Origin of the sequence: uncultured Thiohalocapsa sp. (assembly GCF_913062725.1) — a bacterium.
Taxonomy (GTDB): domain Bacteria; phylum Pseudomonadota; class Gammaproteobacteria; order Chromatiales; family Chromatiaceae; genus Thiohalocapsa.
In genome coordinates this window covers 1-16,080 of the sequence record NZ_CAJXWY010000078.1, presented here as the reverse complement: position 1 = coordinate 16,080, position 16,080 = coordinate 1, and the positions used below count along the sequence as shown (strand labels likewise).

The following is a 16,080-nucleotide window of genomic DNA, read 5'->3' as shown; positions in this document are numbered from 1 at the left end:
TAAACCGATTCGTATATTTTTTGGCAGTAGCACACGGATGAGACCGAATCCTGAGCCTAAGTCGGACAGGCTCCTAGGCCACAAGTCCGCGAACACGACAAAACGCTATGCCCACCTCAGCGAGCAACACACGCATGCACTGGTGCGGGGCATGGCGGATGAGCTGCTGGGCACGGCAGAGGGTGTGAAATGAGCAGCACCTTAGACAGCCTGATCCTTGAGCACCTTCGCCATATCCGGGGCCGCGTCGATCAGATTGCCGATGATGTGTCTGAGCTGAAACACCGCATGACTGCCCTCGAAGGCAACATGGGGCTAGTCAAGCGGGAGGTGGCCTATGGCGATGAAACCAACGCCCGCCAGCAGCTGACCCTCGACAAGCTGGCCGATCGGCTGGAACGGATCGAGCGCCGTCTTGAGCTGGCTGAGGGTGAGGGATGAGCAGCACCCCCTCGACACCGCTCAAACTACAGGCTGTCGTTCACGATACCCTGACAGATCGGGGCTACCCGTTTAGCGGGCTGCTGATGCGCGGGAGCACCCATGTCGGGTTCGCTAACGGCTGGCTGAACATCGCGCTTGATGCACTTAGATGTCCCGTGAGCTGGTAGGCTGCAGCCCTGTGCTGTCGTGCCGGAGTACCGTGCTTGCTTGATCCTTCCCTGATCCGGTATGTGACCGATCCCGCCGAAGCAGCCCGCCGTGCCGACCAGCTGGCTGCTAAGCCTGTGCGGGAGGTCGATATCGAGACCTATGCGGCCAACGCCCACCGGGACCGCCGCACAGGGCCGGCTGCGGTGCTGTGGGTGACAGTCGGTGACACTCGCAAGCACAAACCCGCGACAGCCCGCACCACTGCTGCATCTATGGGCTGCCCGCGGATGACCCTATGGGTGATACTGCAGGACGCGAAACAGGCTAATCAGCGCGGCTGATGCGCCCTGACGCCCCTGTAAGCGCTTGAAAGATGGTGCCCAGGGACAGAATCGAACTGCCGACACGGGGATTTTCAGTCCCCTGCTCTACCAACTGAGCTACCTGGGCGGATGGGCTTGTGGCGACACGTCGCTCACGAAGCCCGATATTAAAACGCAGCGGGCGGCGGTGGTCAAGGCATAGCGTGGGTCGCGCGCGGTTGGCCCGCGCCCGCTGCGCCGCGGCGGGCAGGTGCGCAGGATGCGGCGACATCAGCCGAGCCGGTCAGTCCACGGCGAAGAGCCTGCACTGCGCCCCATGGGCTACTGCACGTTCTCTGGCAGCCAGGCGGCGATGCGGCTGCGCTCATCCGCGATGTCGATGTCGCAGTAGCGCTTCAGCACACCCAGGGCTTCGTCGAGGTCATGGCAGCCGTAGTCGTCGACGACGACGTGATTGCTCCAATCCTCCACGAAGTAGTGGTGCTCTCCGCCGCCGATGGCGCAACGGATGCGGTAGCCGGACCCGGTGCAGGGGTCCCATTTGTAGCGGATAACGTTTTCTTGCTCGTCGAACATCTTGGTCGTACTCGTGACTGGCGCTGTCTAAACGGGTGCTAGCCCTTGATCTTTCGATGGATTTTCGGGTTTTCCCGGAGTTCCAAACGGCGCATGTGGCTCGTAGGCCACACGCGGTCTGTTACCGCAAGTGTAGGCACAGATATGCGTCCTGACAAGCCGCTCGCAAACAGCTGTTTGACCCGAACATCATGAAGATTTCGTAAGGATTTTCCGTAGAGCCGCCGAGCCCCGCCGGCGCAGGAGACACTTGCAACAGCGGTTGCGCAATCGCAACAAAATCGTCGAGGAGGCACGCGTAAAAGGGACGAACAGGGCGATTAGCCGCCGATCCGTGGGTCAGCGGCGCAGACCCAGCGGGTCATCCGGGTCGATATCCGCCATGAACGGGATGCGGCGGTCGTTGTTGGTGACGCGGTAGATCAGGCCCAGCCAGTTGCCGATGACGCCTTCGGCGGTGTCGCGCCAGGTGTTGTCCAGGGTTGCGGCGATGCGGGCCTCGGGTAGGTCCGGCGGTCGGCGTCCGCGGTCGAGTTCGCGCTCCAGCATGTGGCGATGCTCGTCGAGCACCGCCGCGGTCTTGCGGCTGAAGATGTTCTCCGGGAAGGGCGGATAGTCCGGGCGCGCGCCGGCGGCGAAGCGCGTCACTTCCCGCTTGTATTCCTTCAGCAGCGAGACGGTGTCGTACTCCGGGTGCCCCTGGAACATCACCAACCGCAAGCCATCGCCACTGACGGCCAGATGCACGCCCGCGGTCTCGCTTTCCACCAAGACGCGGGCGCCTGCGGCGTCGAATTGCTCGCGGCTCACCTCGTTGAAGCGGGAATGGGGCACGTCGAACAGGGTGTTGACGCTGGTCACCAGGGGATGCGCGCGGTCGACGACCCGATGCGCATACACACCCCAGCGCTTGAAGCCCAGGGGCTGGCGCGGCTGTCCGTAGCGGAACTGCATCACCGCATGTGTGGCGAGGCACGAGCAGAGCGTGGACGTGACCGACTCACAGGCCCAGTCCACCACCTCCATCAGCGGCCGCCAGAAGGGCTCGCGGGCAATATCCGGCCCGGCGACGTTGGCGCCGGTGATGATGAGCGCATCCAAGCCCTGCTCGCGCACCTGTGCGAAGGGCTCGTACCAGCGCGCGATGTGGGCCTGGGCCTGGGCCGAACGGGGCAGTTCCTCGAGAGAAAAGGGGTGGACGTAGAACTGCGCGATCTGGTTACTCTGGCCCACGAGCCGGAAGAACTGGCGCTCGGTGGCCGCCAGCGCCGCATCCGGCATCATGTTCAGCAGGCCGATGTGCAACTCGCGGATGTCCTGCGCGATGGCGCGATCCGAGGGCAGGATATTCTGACCTTCTTCACGCAGGCGCTCGAAGGCCGGCAGGTCGTTGTGGGCGACGATGGGCAAGGTCTTTGGTTCAGTCGGTGTCTTGGGGTGCGGGTGCCGGCGGCGTCGTACCGGTGGAGGCGGGATAGCCGGCGCTGGCGCCCGCCGCCGCCTTGCGGGCGATGGCCGTCTCGATCAAGGCGAGGAAGTCCTGCTCGTCGCGCACCGCCGCGACCTCGGTGGATTCCACGACATAGCCGTGCGGGCGGGCGATAGCCTCGTAGCGGGGCACGCGGGAGTGGAACAGCCGCGGAAACACCCAGCGGGTAAAGTCATCCGGGTCGATGTCGGCGACATAGGTGAGTCCGCGCTCGCCGAGGTAGTCCTTCACCGCCGACTTCAGAAAGGCCGGGCGGAAGTACAGCGGCTTGGGGTCCGCCTGAGCCCGGCGGATCAGCTTGATCTCGTCCTGCTGGGGCACGCGAATGTACAGAATCAGCGTGTGGCGGGCCAGCAGATCGATAATCGCCGGCTCTTCCAACTCACAGAGGCTGCCGCCGACGTCGTTGACGAAGTGGCTGTAGCCGTAGATGCGACGCGCCTTATCGATGAACGCGGGCACGTCGCGCATGGCCTGGATCTCCGCCTGGCGATACATGGCCTGGCGGCGGTTGAACTCCTGCAGCGACAGGCCGTTCTTATCCGGGTCCCCGAGCTGGCCGACGAAGCTCAGCACCGGCCCGAGATCATCCACCTCGATCTTGTTGTGAATGGCAATCCAGTCCCGGCGCAGCAACTCGCGCAAAAAGGGCACGGCCATGGCCTTGGACTTGATCAGATCCAGGATCGGCTCGTCCAGATAGCGGGTGCCGATGCGATAGTCCCCGGAGTAGTGGAACCAATCGTTGCGACGCAGCAGCGCCGACAAGTAGGTCTTGCCGACACCGGACATGCCGAGCAGCGTGATGCTGCGGTGCTGCCAGTTGCGGAATCCGTCGATGTCGAAGTGCACGGGACCGTGGGACCTGGAGGGGATAAGAGCGCGCGCGGAGAACAGGGCCGGCCGGGGATCGCGGCGACCATCTACCAGCATAACCTATCAGAACCGCCAACCGTCGTCATGTGCCGGCCGGCGCGCACAGACCATGCGCCCGGCGCACGTCAAGCCGAACGCCGTCGCCAGCCCGTAGGGCTGCGGCAAACTCGGGGGTTGCACGCGTTGGTCGATGTCGAGCCACCATCCGCGCTGGTGCTCCGGCGTTGGCTTCACGTTCAGACCCAAGTAAACCAGGCCAAATCCTGCTAAGCTTGCACAACAAGGGTCCACAGGGCGAGTAACACGGAAGACCGCTGGCTCTCCGTCGATGACATAACCATCCCACACGGTGCAGCGCACATGTCCCTTCCGACCAGGTTGATCGTCTGTACAGAGTGCGAGTACGAGACACGAGAACCTCAGCAGCCGATACGCGTCCTCTACCAACTGGCGGACAACATCCTCGTCGAAGGCCACCACACCCGGGGCTGGTGCCACAGCTGTGACGACCTGCGGGAGATTGAAGACCTCGATGCCGCCCGGTTCCAACAGACCCTTGAGCGGTATCGCGACCACCTCGAAGGCCGGGGGCCTGACTTCAAGGCACAGGCAAGAGCCGTCTTCGACGACCCGACCCTGAGCCCCGGTGCAAAGATCCGACTTTCAGTCCAAGCATTCCGTAACCGGCCACCCGACAATCTGGAAGAAGCGATCTGGGAATTGGAAGCCCTGCTCGCTGCGCTGCGGGCACGCCAGTCGCCGCCGCGCTGTCTCACGTGCGGCAGTGCTCAAACGGCACGCGTCGTATTTGCCGAAGCCGATGGTCTGAGTCAGGATTTCCGGCATCGCTGCGGTGGGCAGCTCCGACTGGTTCCGGCAGAAGAAGAACCGTACCGGATGCGCCTGGCGCTCCACCCCTCAGATTATTACCTCACCACCGAAGGGGTGCTCATCGAGATCCGGCCGAAGTTGTAGCCTGCGTTCAACAGTGCGAGCTCAAGGACATCCGCCACGGTACCCTGACCCTGATCGCCGCCTTCGATGTCGTCAAAAGACCTGCATCACAAGCTCACCTCGTTCATCGATACCTGTAACGAGACTCTCGCCAAACCGTTTCGATGGACCCATACCGACAAGCCGCTAGCGGCGTGACTGTGACATGGCCTCGGGATTTTCACAGCGTGGCGCCAGACGAGGGCCGATTTGGCTCGGACTCATGTCCTTGAAGGGCTGCGCAAACACACACTGGACAACGACGCGGAGCTCGTTTCCGTCTCCACCCAACCGATCGAATCGCTTCCCGAGCTTCGCAAACGCGCACAGACGACCACGAACTTCTCAGCGTTTCAAGCGTTCTTCTCTCGCGACTTGAGAGGCGACGTCGATGGCCTCCAACGTCGCCTCAGGATCGGTAGCGGCGAAGAGCGTTTGAGGCCCAGCGGGTCTTGGACGATCCGGAGGCCCCTCCCTCAGCAAAAGCGGCAAAGGCGAGGGCCTGGCTGGCTCCCAGGGCATCCCGATATTCTGGCGTTCGAGCCCTAGGCCGCAGACTTCCTGCGATAGACCCAACGGGAGTGCAAAACTGCCGGGCAATCGCCGCTAGTTTTTGGCTACCGTCCTCAAGCACAAGGACCGGCTTTTGCGCAATGAGTCCAAAAATAACGGCATGCAGCCGATTGGAGATCACAAGAGCCGCCTCTCGGTACAGCTTGGCGACGATCTCCAGGTCGAACGTCTCCACTTGACGTGTCCGAAGCGCACTTTGTGAGATAGCTCGGACTTTCTTTTCACAGTCACTGAAAAACGCATGCTCAGCACCAATACCAGGTGCATGGAGCAAAAATACGATCTTTTCACATTTGAGTGATGCGGCGCTCGCGACAACTGTCGTCGCCACTTCGTCCGATGAAAGCAGTCGGCCTTCGGATTGACAATAAACCGGCGCGCAGACGATATACGGCTCGGTTGGTGCTGTCACTGTGCGGCAAAACAGGGCCGATAGGTCTGTTTGAAGAAAGGCATAATCCGCACAAAGGAAAGCGTTTTGCTTCATACCCAGAATCTCCCGGGCTTGTTTTAGGGACGGTTCATCACGGAAATACCCGGCCCCACACAACGAGCCGATGAGCTTCCACAGAAATATATGGAGCGCTTTATCCATTCGGCCGATCCCAATACCATGCAAGGTGACAGTGCCACGTGACAAGCGGGTCACAAGAGCGATCACCAAATAGAATAGGACGCAAAAGACGCTGGCGTTACCCCTGATCATCTGACCCGGACCGATAAAAACGCTAGCACCAACAGCCTTGGCCAATACACTGAAAGGCTTCGCACGAATCGACATGGGAGATGCGCCACATGACTGCAAGACAGCCTCGGTGGCCAGATTATCCTGCCATTCGATCGAGAATATCTTATTCGGCGCAAACATGACCCGGGTAACCGAGATCAATTGCCTTCGAAGAAAAAGATCACCGATGTTGGATGTGTTTTCCCCGATAACGAGGCAATGGTTTGCGTGGTGCCTGTGCAAGTAAATCCCCATGAGTCTTCGCGGATGCCTATGACAACACCAATATCACTGCATCTGGCCGCGCCAAGCTCATGACATCGCCACGCTTTACCTCGCACATGCAATAAATTCTGAACGATTGATGCGGCATTACTGACGTCCACCCAGAAGCTTTTGGATTCGCCACTTGATGCGAGTGTGCCAGGCTGCACGCTTGAACTGCTTATTGCGCAGAAGATCAGGCTCTGAGAGGTCATTGAGCACACCACCGTCGGGCTCATAGAGCTGTACTTGCATGCCATAGCGGCCGTTCGGTGCCTTGTGCGCCTCGGGTGAGACCGCATGCCAGGAGTGACGGGTTTTGAAAAACAACAGCGCGGTATTCGGCCTGTACGGGGCAATCGTGGCCAGTTCGAAGCCCGCAAGTGGATAGTGGAGGTTGCCTGAGCAGACTTGCAGTGGATCTTTTGGCCGTAGCAGTAGTGTGCCCGCGCGCTCGTGATCTGTGCTGTCGGCGAAAGAAAAAATGATCGTCGCCACGCGCGTTGGGATATCGGTATGGGCTTCGAGCCGGTAACCGGGCGCGTGACGTTGCGTGAAGGCCTGCACCTGAAGGCGTTGCCAAAAGCCCGGTGACCTGCGGGCGTCGCCGAAGCGCAATGCGAGGTAATCGGGCAACGCCGCGTCGAGCACATGCGCGAGAAACTCCACGTCGGTGAACACCGCTGCGAGCGCCTGCCATAGCAAACGATCGTCTTGGGGGTTGCGCGCGCGCTGCGCCAGGCTGCGCTGGAAGCGGCGGTCGTACCAGGTCTTGAATTTGAGTCGCCTGGTCCAGACGGGGTCACCGAACGCATCTGGCATGAGGTCTGGGCGGGACGCCGTTGCGAGCACGCGTTGGTAGATCTCTGTGGGCAGGGCGGACTCGATCACCATGTGCGGGAATGGCGAGCGCGCAATCGCCGTGTCTCTGACCCGCGCTGCAAAGTGCGCGCGGATCGCTGCGCTGAGCGTCGAGTGCTCCTGCCCCAGCGCGGCCATCGGCGCCGATGTTGTATCTGCGTTCTTCATGCGGCTCTCTGTCGTCGACGGGCAGACCGTGGCTGGGGCGCGGCGATGTGATGCGGGCCGCGGCTGTGCGCGGGTAGCGCTGTTCGGCGCGTCGCGCTCGGATGTTGTGTCGGCGGGCGTCGTCCTGCCCGGATTGAGCCGCGCGCTGATCATCAGCGCCGCCGCAGCCCTCGCCAGGCTCGCCGCAGGCGGGCCTCGAGTCTTTGTGCCAAGGTCGGATCTTGGGGCGGCGCAATATCCCAACGCTCAACCAGGTGCCCGCCCAGTGATGCTTTGAAGCGTCCGCCGGGGCCGGATCTTGCACCGTTCAGATCCAACTGCTGCACGCCCTCGTGGGCGAGCATGATAAAGCTTTGCAGGCGCAGCAAGGCGTTGGCGCCCGTCGGTGCATCGCCGAGCGCGCCGGTGAGGAGATTGGCCGCCCGGGTGCCTTGGACGGTCGTGAGCTGGAAAGCACACGGCTGTCCCGTAGCCGTTCGGGCCACGAACAGGCGCAGCCAGTCGTGTCCGGCGGCGTGCGCCAGCAAGGTGGTGAATCCGGCGGTATCAGTATCCGGCGGTAGGCGATGGCGTGCAGCTTGGTCCGCATGCAAGCTGTGCGTGATGAGTCCCCACTCGCGGGCGACCGACGCGGAATCGAGCGCGATCTCACAGAGGGTCACGCCGGCGCGCTCGGCTTTGCGGATCTGACGACGACGGTCGGGCGCAATTCGCTGGGCCAGCATTTGTGGCGATGCGAGCTCGATGTGATAAGTGAAGCTCGGTGTGATCCGAAACCCCGATGCGAGGAGTGAGCGAGGATCAAAGATCCCAGCGGGGATACGCACATGAGCCCAGGGTTCTGTCGCGATGAGCGAGTGCATCAGCGACGAGAGCAGACGCCCCGTATGTGTATCGCGCTTGAACGGATAGCTTGAGGCGCTCGGCGCGATCATCGGCCCGTTATATGGACACGCAGAAATCGGCCACGCCGTGCCATGGCTTGGCTTTAGCACCACCAGCCCCGCGCGCAGCTGGCCAGCCTCGAGCTCGCCCAGCGCAAGGGGCTCGAGGGCATGTGATGCGGCAACGGCGGCGATCAGTTGGGGATGGTGAAACGGCGTCCAGCCGCTCAACCGGGATTGCCTCCCGGCGATGCCAAAAAGCGAGCGCCAGGCTTTGGAGTCGAGTGTAATCCGGTGACTCATACGGCCCACAATCAAACGAGCGTGCGACGGCGACAGATATCACACAATGTGTATCATGGGCGCCCGATTCCGGCGTATACCCGACGGACAGCAATAGCCGACGCAAGCCTCAGCGGGCTGGATGGCGGCGGGCGGGGGACATCGTGAATACATCCCTGTAAGCTTCACGACCGCAGACACCGGAAACCGAGAGACGAAGGGCGTGCGTTTGGTGGGCCGCCTAGGATTCGAACCTAGGACCAAGGGATTATGAGTCCTGCGCTATCCCCTTTTTCGGCCTCCCGCCACCTAACACCGTCCCCTGCTACAAGGGCACCTAAAGCCCTGCCATGCTTGATCTCTGGCCTGTCTGTTATAGACTGTTAGCCGTCGTGGGTAACAGTCCTTAACCAGACATTCTGTTACCCCGAGTGTTACCCCGGATGGGCCGGGGTAACAGACCAGAGGGGAGCACCATGCCGACGATCAAGCTCACCGACGCGGCGGTGAAGCGGCTCAAGCGGCCCGCGACGGGGCGCATCGAGTATTGGGACAGTCACACCAAGGGCCTCGGGCTGCGCCTGTCTGCCAGTGGCGTCCAGAGCTGGGTAGTCATCATCCGATCGCTGAGGGCCGGCGCCTGGAAGCAGCAGCGTGTCACGCTGGGCAGCTACCCGGCGTTGACGCTGGCAGACGCTCGCCAGAAGGCCGACGACGCCAAGGCCGCCGCCAAGCGGGGCGACGACCCGGCGGAAGCGATCAAGGCTGAGCGCAAGCAACTGGTGGACGACAGCCGCAACACGTTCGCCGTCGTGCGGGCAGAGTTCCTTGAGAAGTACCGGGGGCGACAGAACCGCCGCCCTGCCACGAGCACGCTGGAAGAAATGACGCGCATCCTGTCCAGCGATGACTTCGCGGGCTGGGACGACAACCCCATCGCCAAAATTGGTCGCCGGGACGTGCTTGATGCGCTCGACCGCTTCATGGGCCGCGGAGCGGAGCGACAAGCAAACAAAGCCCTAGCTTACAGCAAACTTCTGTTCGGCTGGGCCGTGAACCGGGGCATCATCGAGGCCGACCCAACCACGGGCATCAAGAAACCCGGCGGCGAGCGCAGCCGCGACCGTGTGCTGTCTCTGGACGAGCTGCGCATCATCTGGCAGGCCACCGAGGGCGAGCGTACGCAGCTCAACGCCATCGTGAGGCTGCTCATGATGACGGGCGCCCGCCTGCGCGAGGTGGCGGAGCTGCGCTGGAGCGAGGTCGACACCGATGCGGGTGTGTGGACACTCCCCGCCGCCCGCGTCAAGAACCACCGCGACCACATCATCCCGCTGTCCCCGCCGGCGCTCGCCATCCTGGAAGCCCGCAAGGCGACGCAGAAGGCCATCGCCACCAAGGCGAAGCCCGCGCCCGCGCTCGCCTTCACCAACACCGGCACGAGTCCGTTCAGTGGCTTCTCGCGGGGCAAGACATTGCTGGACGCCCGCATCGCCAAGGCCGGCACCGAGCTTGCGCCGTGGCGGCTGCATGACCTGCGACGCAGTGTGGCGACGCACATGGCCGAGCACCTGCGCATCGCGCCCCACGTCATCGAGGCCGCGCTGAACCATGTCAGCGGCACGAAGGCCGGCGTGGCGGGGGTTTACAACAAGGCGCTGCACCTGGACGAGCGCCGGGACGCCCTCAACGCATGGGCCGCGCTCCTGATGAGGGAGTTCGGTGAGCAGTCCGCTGACACGAACGTCGTCGCGCTGCGGGCGGTGGCCAATGGCTAGTCGCAAGCTCACCGACGAAGAAATGGCCAGGTACTTCGGTCCCCCCCATGACGCTGACGAGGCGGAGCGTCGGGTTATGGCCGCTGTCGATACCAAGGACCCGCGGGAGGCGTGCTTATTTGTGGCGCAACGATTGCGCGTGACGGTCGGTCAACCGTTAAACCCGTACTTGGCCGACTGGCTCGTTTCAAGGCTGGAGCGCATCTGGCGGGGGGAATCACCTGATAGCGTGTTTGGCACGAAGCGCCGCAGGGGACAGCGGCACCTGCCGGAAGATGTGAAGCACCAGCGGATGCACGCGATAGCGAAGATTATGGTCGTTGATGGCCTGAGTCTGAACGAAGCGGCGCGCGACTACGCGCACAGCTTGAACGAGGACTCGGACGGTTCAGCGATGCAGAAATTTGCTCGCGCGAACAGGGAGTCAATCGACCTATACCGACGTGTTGTGGCCGCATCACTCAAGGGCAAAAGATAGCCGATCTTTTGCCTAGGGTTGCTGCCTCAATCGATATACCTTGTGCCCACGTTCAACAACGTGAGGCATACCGATGCAGACCCATCTCCGCGATGCGGCAACCGCCGCACACCTTCAATCCGCCGATTCCGATGAGTTGATCGACAGCGCCGATCCCGATGAGCGGATCAACGCCCCAACCGCCCGCCGTCTCGCGGGTGATGTCTCCGACATGACCTTGTGGCGGTGGACCCGCAAGGGGATCATCCCGCCGCCGGATTACATCGAAGGACGCCGTTACTGGCGTCGTCGCAAGTTCCTGGCCGCGCTCGATGCAGCCGCCCGCCGCAGCGAGCAGGAGGCGCGTCATGGGTGATTGCTACGCATCATGCATTGGCCGCTTGATTCAGCAAGCATTGCCCGAGGCTGACCCTGCGCGTATCGACATGGAGCGGCTCAAGTATTTGTGCGACGCGCCCCAGGAGCGTATTGACTGGATCACCACCAACGCCGCCGACGATATTCAGACCTTGGCCCGTGGGTTGGCGCTTCTTAATACGCTAGCGGCTGATGCGCCGCCGCAGGGTGAGGACATCCGCGCCTTGGCGGATACGAATACACTCCTGGCGGAGTTAATCGAGCAGTTGAGCCTGCTGGTAGAGCGGGCCACCTGCATGACGGGCAAGGAGGGCGACGAATGAGCAAGCGCACCCGAGACCGCCGCCAAGCCCGACGTGCCAAGGAGCGCCGCCGCTGGGCGGACACGGCGCAAAAGAAAGCCCCCGGTGCGCCCGACACCGAGGGCTTCAGAGACCGATATTGTGATACCGTGAAACCGTCCCCCAGGGTGTTGACGCACCCTGGAGGCTAAGCCCGACCGCCGCAACGGTAGGGCACCGGCACGCAGTATGGTACCGCATCGCGGCACCGGACGCGCGCGCCTGCGCCTTCCGTGGCGGTCTCCAATCGTGGAGATCGACCCATGACTACCCATCGCCTCAAGCGGCAACCTGCCGTCATCGTCCAGTTGCACCCCCTCGGCGGCCGCGCATGGCGCCGCGCGGCTGGACTCATGAGCCTGCGCGACTGCGCAGACCGCTACCGCGAACGCCACGGCCTGCCGCCGCTGCCGGCTGACCTGTATCTACTGCGCCGTGAGCTGGTGCGGGAGGTGCAGGCATGAGCGCATCCCCCGTCACCGACTTCGGCGCCGCGATGGCAGCCGCCGGTCTTGGCGCCCCTGAGACCATCATCGCCGATGGCAACATCCAGCGTTTCCGCGCCGCCGACGACAAGCCCGGCACCCGCAACGGCTGGTATGTGCTCCACGTCGATGGCACCCCCGCCGGCGCCTTCGGGAGCTGGAGGGCCGGCATCACCGAGACTTGGAGCGCCGCTGGTGACGACGCCACCGAGGCCGACCGCCGCGCCATGCGCCGACTCATGGAGCGCGCCCGCCAGCAGCGCGAAGCCGAGCGTCGCGATGCGCACGCAGCAGCCGCCGCCAAGGCCAAGCACATGCTGGAGCAGGCCGCGCCCGCCGACCCGGATCATCCGTACCTGGCGCGCAAGGCCATAAGCACGCACGGCATCCGCCAGCTCGGCCGCGCGCTGCTGATCCCTGTCTACGCCGATGGGGAGCTTTCCAGCGTTCAGAGCATCCAGCCCGATGGGAACAAGCGTTTCCTCAGCGGCGGGCGCACCAGCGGCGGCTGCTACCTGCTCAACGACGGCACCCGCCGCCCGGAGCTGCTGATTTGCGAGGGCTTCGCCACCGCCGCGACGCTCCACGAAGAGACCGGCGCCGCCGTCTGGTGCGCCTTCAACGCTGGCAACTTGCTGCACGTCGCACGCGCCGTGCGCCGCCAGCGCCCCCAGGGCGAGGTCATCGTCTGCGGTGATGACGACCGCTGGACTGAGGGCAATCCCGGCGCCGCGAAGGCCCGAGCCGCCGCCCTGGACATCGGCGCCAAGCTGCTGCTGCCCGATTGGACGGGTCTCGACCTGTCCGGCCATCCCACCGACTTCAACGACTGCTACAGGCTGCGCCGCGCCGCCGCCGGGAGGGCGGCCGCATGAGCGCCAAGCGCACCAAATCCGCCCGCCGGGGCATCCGCCTTAAGCCTGGAGCCGAGTCCGCACCCGCAGAAACCGGTGCTACCGGTGCTACCGGTGCTACCCGACTGAACGGCAAGGCAAAAGAGGGTAGCACCACGGCAGGTAGCACCGTGCTACCGGTGCTACCCAGCGGCCCCGAGCCTGAGACCGAGCCCGATCACGAAAAACAAGGTGCTACCGGTGCTACCGGTGCTACCCCGTTGAATGGGCAAGCAAAAGAGGGTAGCACCGGGGTGGGTGGCGCCGTGCTACCCGTGCTACCCATCGACGACGGCGACGACCCCCTGGGCGCCGCGATCGACCCGGTGGAGGCGCCGCCGGACGACGACAGTATCGTGACCGAGCAGCCGCCGAACGTGGCCAAGTGCCCGTGCTGGCGCGTCTACCTCGACTGGTGGGGTACAGGGACACCGAAGCGCCGCCCCGGCGTCTACTACCACGGCAGACGCGATACCGAGGATGGCGCCGAGCGCATTGATGAGTGGGTGTGTGACCCGCTGCTAATCCAAGCCACAACGTTCGACCGGCGTGGCGAGAGCTTCGGCCGCCTGCTGCGGTTCAGGGACAACACCGGGCGCTGGCACGAGTGGAACATGCCCATGGCGATGCTGCGGGGCGACTGCGTAGACCTGCGCGGGGAGCTGCTCCACATGGGTCTGCGCATCGACCCGAAGTCACGCGCCAAGCTGCCGCACTACCTGATGGCGCTCACCCCGAAGCGCCGTGTACTGGCTGCATTGGCGCTCGGCTGGCACGACGGATCGTTCGTGCTACCCGATGAGGTGATTGGCGACGGCGACATCAGGTTCCAGTCGGAGAGCGCATCGCCACCAGACTTCGAGCGCACGGGCACCTTGGAAGGGTGGCGCACGGAGGTGTCGCAGCGTGCGCCCGGCAACGACGCGCTGACGCTGGCCATCAGCGCCGCCCTGGCTGGCCCGCTGCTGGAGCTGGCCCATGTCGAGCATGGTGGGCTGCACTTCTGGGGCGACAGCTCGGCCGGCAAGACAACGATCGTCCAATGCGCCGTGTCGGTCTGGGGTGGGCGCTACCTACTGCGGACCTGGAGCGCCACCGCCAACGGCCTGGAGGCCGCCGCCGCAGAGTCCAACGATAGCCTGCTCGCCCTGGACGAGATTGGCCAGGCCCCCGGCCGCGAAATCGGCAGCATCATCTACCGCATCGCCAACGGGCAGGGGAAGTCACGCGCGAACACCAAGGGCGGATCACGCCGCCGTAGCGCGTGGCGCACCGTCCTACTGTCCAGCGGCGAGAAAACCGTTGAGGACTACATGCGCGCTGAGGGCGCCCGGTATCACGCAGGCCAGGATGTGCGGCTGGTGAACCTGCCGGTTGGCCAGCGCACCCATGGCGTATTTGATGACCTGCATGGCGCCGCCGACGGCCGCGCCTTCGCCAATAGCCTCAAGACCGCCACCAAGCGCCACCACGGCACCGCCGGCCCCGCCTTCGTGCGCTGGCTGGTGGACAACCCCGACCCGCAGATCGGCGCCGCCGTTGAGCAGGTTGTGGCGTCCATGGAATGCGGCGGCGGACAAGAGTCCCGCGTCGCTCATCAGCTTGGGCTGATCGCGGTGGCCGGCGAGCTGGCCACAAGCGCCGGCATCACCGGCTGGCCCGCCGGCGTCGCGACCCAGGCCGCGCGCGCCGCGTTCGGTGCGTGGCAAGCCAAGCGGGGCAGGGGCAACGCAGAGGATCGTCAAATCCTTGACGCCGTGCGCAGCTACATCGAACGACATGGAGATAGTCGGTTCGATGACCGCAGCACCGGTAGTCGGCACCTGATACGCGACCGGGCGGGCTACACCGAGGATGGCCCCGATGGCGTTGTGCATCTGTTTCTGCCGAGCGGGTTACGCGACGCCGTTGCGGGGCACGACCTGACGCGCGCGCTCGCAACCCTGTCCGCCGCCGGCTGGCTCATCCACGGCGCCGGGCGCAAGCATCGCGTACAGCGCAAGATCGACGGCCGCAACACCGGCGTCTACGCCGTGCGCATCCCTGACGACACGGAGGGCGAGCCATGAATGCGCAGGACATCATCGCCCGCGCGCTGAGGGAGGCGGACGGCGCCAACCGGGTAGCACAGGTAGCACCGGCGTCCACCCATGGGCAGGTAGCACCGGTAGCACCGCACGAAAATCCTAATGAAAACAACCGAGTAGCACGGGTAGCACCGGGTAGCATCGCCCGTGCTACCCAGTTTTCTGAGGAAAATCAAAGCGGTAGCACGGGTAGCACGGGTAGCACGCAGAAATCGGGAGACGAAAGCCGGTCTGCCGACGACGACCTGGAGCGCCTGCGCACCGCCGCCGGCCCGGACTGGCCAGTCATCAGGGACGATCCCGCCGCCCTGGAGGCACTGCGCACCGCCCTCGAGGCGGAGCGCGCCCGCACCGAGGGCATTGCGCCGCCGGACTACACCCAGCCCGCCCACTGCGGCGGCTGCGGCCCGGTACTGCTGTGGTTCGGCGCACCCAGCCGCGTCATGGCGTGCGTCTGGTGCGACAACCGCATCAACGGCCGCCCGATCCCGAGGCCAGCGACACCGCCGCCGGCGCCGACCGTCACCTGCGAGACCTGCCAGCATTACATCGCCAACGAGCATGGTGCTGGTGGGCTGGGCCGATGCGGGATTGATGCGCCTGGTGCACGCGTTCCCCCAGCCCTATGGCCGCGTGGTGAGCATCGGTGCGCAGCTTGGAGGGCAGACAACCATGGCTGACCGCGTGAAGTGCAACCACTGCGCCTGGCTTGACGAACAGGATTGGTGTCAATCGTTCGTGGTGCACATGCCGCACCCAGGCCGCTGGCGTCGGTGCGATGACTACCGCCCGCGCCCGCTGGCCGCCGCCGAAGCGCGCGAAGTGCTCCGCCGCGCGGGGCTCCTGCACCTGGTGGGTGTGCTCGCCGACGTGCCCGAGGGTGTTGTGCTCCGCCTGGTGCCCGACGTGCCCGCCGATTTGCGCGCGCGCGTCTATCGAGCCGCCGGCATCGCACGCCCGCTACGCGCGCTCACAGGCCCGTCACGCCGTCGGGCGCACCCATCGCGACCCAAGGCACCACCCCGGCGTCCGGGCGCGTCAGCGTGCGCGT

General features: G+C 64.4%; 18 protein-coding genes, 1 tRNA gene and 1 pseudogene. 13 read left to right on the top strand and 7 right to left on the bottom strand.

All coding sequences use genetic code 11. The features are described from left to right. The 3 genes and pseudogenes from QZ588_RS16205 to QZ588_RS16195 form a co-directional block, all read left to right on the top strand. Positions 1 to 193, top strand: a pseudogene (locus QZ588_RS16205) (hypothetical protein); the annotation flags it as partial. Beyond that, positions 190 to 441: a hypothetical protein gene (locus QZ588_RS16200; protein ID WP_295543980.1), complete on the top strand. Its 252-nt coding sequence runs from the start codon at positions 190 to 192 to the stop codon at positions 439 to 441. The pseudogene QZ588_RS16205 and the gene QZ588_RS16200, both read left to right, overlap by 4 nt. Before the next feature lie 206 nt (positions 442 to 647). Then, positions 648 to 935, top strand: a complete 288-nt coding sequence (locus QZ588_RS16195; RefSeq protein WP_295543979.1) for a hypothetical protein — start codon at positions 648 to 650, stop codon at positions 933 to 935. Positions 936 to 968: 33 nt separating this feature from the next. Here QZ588_RS16195 and QZ588_RS16190 read toward each other — a convergent pair. From QZ588_RS16190 to QZ588_RS16175, 4 genes are all read right to left on the bottom strand, one after another. After that, positions 969 to 1,044 (bottom strand) — tRNA-Phe (locus QZ588_RS16190). A gap of 194 nt (positions 1,045 to 1,238) precedes the next feature. Next, positions 1,239 to 1,493 (bottom strand): hypothetical protein, encoded by a 255-nt coding sequence (locus QZ588_RS16185; RefSeq protein ID WP_295543978.1) that lies wholly within the window; start codon positions 1,491 to 1,493, stop codon positions 1,239 to 1,241. 339 nt (positions 1,494 to 1,832) lie between these two features. Next, positions 1,833 to 2,903, bottom strand: coding sequence for a homoserine O-succinyltransferase (locus QZ588_RS16180; protein WP_295543977.1), 1,071 nt, complete (start codon positions 2,901 to 2,903; stop codon positions 1,833 to 1,835). A 10-nt stretch (positions 2,904 to 2,913) separates the two neighbouring features. Further along, complete coding sequence (locus tag QZ588_RS16175; RefSeq protein ID WP_295543976.1) at positions 2,914 to 3,834, bottom strand: ATPase; 921 nt, start codon at positions 3,832 to 3,834, stop codon at positions 2,914 to 2,916. 384 nt (positions 3,835 to 4,218) lie between these two features. On the opposite strand from QZ588_RS16175, the gene QZ588_RS16170 reads away from it, so the two are divergent. Then, positions 4,219 to 4,833, top strand: a complete 615-nt coding sequence (locus tag QZ588_RS16170) for a hypothetical protein (protein ID WP_295543975.1) — start codon at positions 4,219 to 4,221, stop codon at positions 4,831 to 4,833. A gap of 427 nt (positions 4,834 to 5,260) precedes the next feature. On the opposite strand, the gene QZ588_RS16165 is transcribed toward QZ588_RS16170, so the two are convergent. From QZ588_RS16165 to QZ588_RS16155, 3 genes are all read right to left on the bottom strand, one after another. Then, entirely contained in the window at positions 5,261 to 6,406 is a 1,146-nt protein-coding gene (locus tag QZ588_RS16165) for a polysaccharide pyruvyl transferase family protein (protein WP_366929591.1), read from the bottom strand. A 117-nt stretch (positions 6,407 to 6,523) separates the two neighbouring features. Further along, positions 6,524 to 7,597 (bottom strand): hypothetical protein, encoded by a 1,074-nt coding sequence (locus tag QZ588_RS16160; protein WP_295543973.1) that lies wholly within the window; start codon positions 7,595 to 7,597, stop codon positions 6,524 to 6,526. Then, positions 7,597 to 8,379 carry a GNAT family N-acetyltransferase gene (locus tag QZ588_RS16155; RefSeq protein ID WP_295543972.1) on the bottom strand — a complete coding sequence of 261 codons (783 nt, stop codon included), beginning with the start codon at positions 8,377 to 8,379 and terminating at the stop codon, positions 7,597 to 7,599. Before QZ588_RS16155 ends, QZ588_RS16160 begins: the two co-directional genes overlap by 1 nt. Positions 8,380 to 9,053: 674 nt before the next feature. Between QZ588_RS16155 and QZ588_RS16150 the strand changes: the two genes are divergently transcribed. From QZ588_RS16150 to QZ588_RS16110, 9 genes are all read left to right on the top strand, one after another. Then, on the top strand, positions 9,054 to 10,388 hold the full coding sequence (locus QZ588_RS16150; protein ID WP_366929590.1) for a tyrosine-type recombinase/integrase: 1,335 nt from the start codon (positions 9,054 to 9,056) through the stop codon (positions 10,386 to 10,388). Between the two features lie 76 nt (positions 10,389 to 10,464). Then, positions 10,465 to 10,866, top strand: coding sequence for a hypothetical protein (locus QZ588_RS16145; protein WP_295543970.1), 402 nt, complete (start codon positions 10,465 to 10,467; stop codon positions 10,864 to 10,866). A 136-nt stretch (positions 10,867 to 11,002) separates the two neighbouring features. Further along, the gene (locus QZ588_RS16140) at positions 11,003 to 11,221 is read left to right on the top strand and encodes a hypothetical protein (protein WP_295543969.1); all 219 of its coding nucleotides are present in this window, start codon (positions 11,003 to 11,005) and stop codon (positions 11,219 to 11,221) included. Next, positions 11,214 to 11,546, top strand: coding sequence for a hypothetical protein (locus tag QZ588_RS16135; RefSeq protein WP_295543968.1), 333 nt, complete (start codon positions 11,214 to 11,216; stop codon positions 11,544 to 11,546). Before QZ588_RS16140 ends, QZ588_RS16135 begins: the two co-directional genes overlap by 8 nt. A 281-nt stretch (positions 11,547 to 11,827) precedes the next feature. After that, positions 11,828 to 12,028 (top strand): hypothetical protein, encoded by a 201-nt coding sequence (locus QZ588_RS16130; RefSeq protein ID WP_295543967.1) that lies wholly within the window; start codon positions 11,828 to 11,830, stop codon positions 12,026 to 12,028. Then, a complete protein-coding gene (locus QZ588_RS16125) occupies positions 12,025 to 12,924 on the top strand; it encodes a toprim domain-containing protein (protein WP_295543966.1) in 900 nt (299 codons plus the stop codon). Before QZ588_RS16130 ends, QZ588_RS16125 begins: the two co-directional genes overlap by 4 nt. Before the next feature lie 239 nt (positions 12,925 to 13,163). Next, a complete protein-coding gene (locus QZ588_RS16120; RefSeq protein ID WP_295543965.1) occupies positions 13,164 to 15,011 on the top strand; it encodes a DUF927 domain-containing protein in 1,848 nt (615 codons plus the stop codon). Next, on the top strand, positions 15,008 to 15,709 hold the full coding sequence (locus QZ588_RS16115) for a hypothetical protein (protein WP_295543964.1): 702 nt from the start codon (positions 15,008 to 15,010) through the stop codon (positions 15,707 to 15,709). Before QZ588_RS16120 ends, QZ588_RS16115 begins: the two co-directional genes overlap by 4 nt. After that, positions 15,702 to 16,080 (top strand): hypothetical protein (locus QZ588_RS16110; protein WP_295543963.1); only part of this gene is annotated, 379 nt, incomplete at its 3' end. The genes QZ588_RS16115 and QZ588_RS16110, both read left to right, overlap by 8 nt.

Excerpts from the sequence above, each read along its gene's own strand:
- QZ588_RS16185 (WP_295543978.1), bottom strand. The coding sequence starts at position 1,493 with ATGTTCGACGAGCAAGAAAACGTTATCCGCTACAAATGGGACCCCTGC.
- QZ588_RS16125 (WP_295543966.1), top strand. The coding sequence starts at position 12,025 with ATGAGCGCATCCCCCGTCACCGACTTCGGCGCCGCGATGGCAGCCGCC.
- QZ588_RS16170 (WP_295543975.1), top strand. The coding sequence starts at position 4,219 with ATGTCCCTTCCGACCAGGTTGATCGTCTGTACAGAGTGCGAGTACGAG.
- QZ588_RS16155 (WP_295543972.1), bottom strand. The coding sequence starts at position 8,379 with ATGATCGCGCCGAGCGCCTCAAGCTATCCGTTCAAGCGCGATACACAT.
- QZ588_RS16160 (WP_295543973.1), bottom strand. The coding sequence starts at position 7,597 with ATGATCAGCGCGCGGCTCAATCCGGGCAGGACGACGCCCGCCGACACA.
- QZ588_RS16145 (WP_295543970.1), top strand. The coding sequence starts at position 10,465 with ATGGCCGCTGTCGATACCAAGGACCCGCGGGAGGCGTGCTTATTTGTG.
- QZ588_RS16200 (WP_295543980.1), top strand. The coding sequence starts at position 190 with ATGAGCAGCACCTTAGACAGCCTGATCCTTGAGCACCTTCGCCATATC.
- QZ588_RS16135 (WP_295543968.1), top strand. The coding sequence starts at position 11,214 with ATGGGTGATTGCTACGCATCATGCATTGGCCGCTTGATTCAGCAAGCA.
- QZ588_RS16115 (WP_295543964.1), top strand. The coding sequence starts at position 15,008 with ATGAATGCGCAGGACATCATCGCCCGCGCGCTGAGGGAGGCGGACGGC.
- QZ588_RS16165 (WP_366929591.1), bottom strand. The coding sequence starts at position 6,406 with ATGGGGATTTACTTGCACAGGCACCACGCAAACCATTGCCTCGTTATC.
- QZ588_RS16130 (WP_295543967.1), top strand. The coding sequence starts at position 11,828 with ATGACTACCCATCGCCTCAAGCGGCAACCTGCCGTCATCGTCCAGTTG.
- QZ588_RS16150 (WP_366929590.1), top strand. The coding sequence starts at position 9,054 with ATGGGCCGGGGTAACAGACCAGAGGGGAGCACCATGCCGACGATCAAG.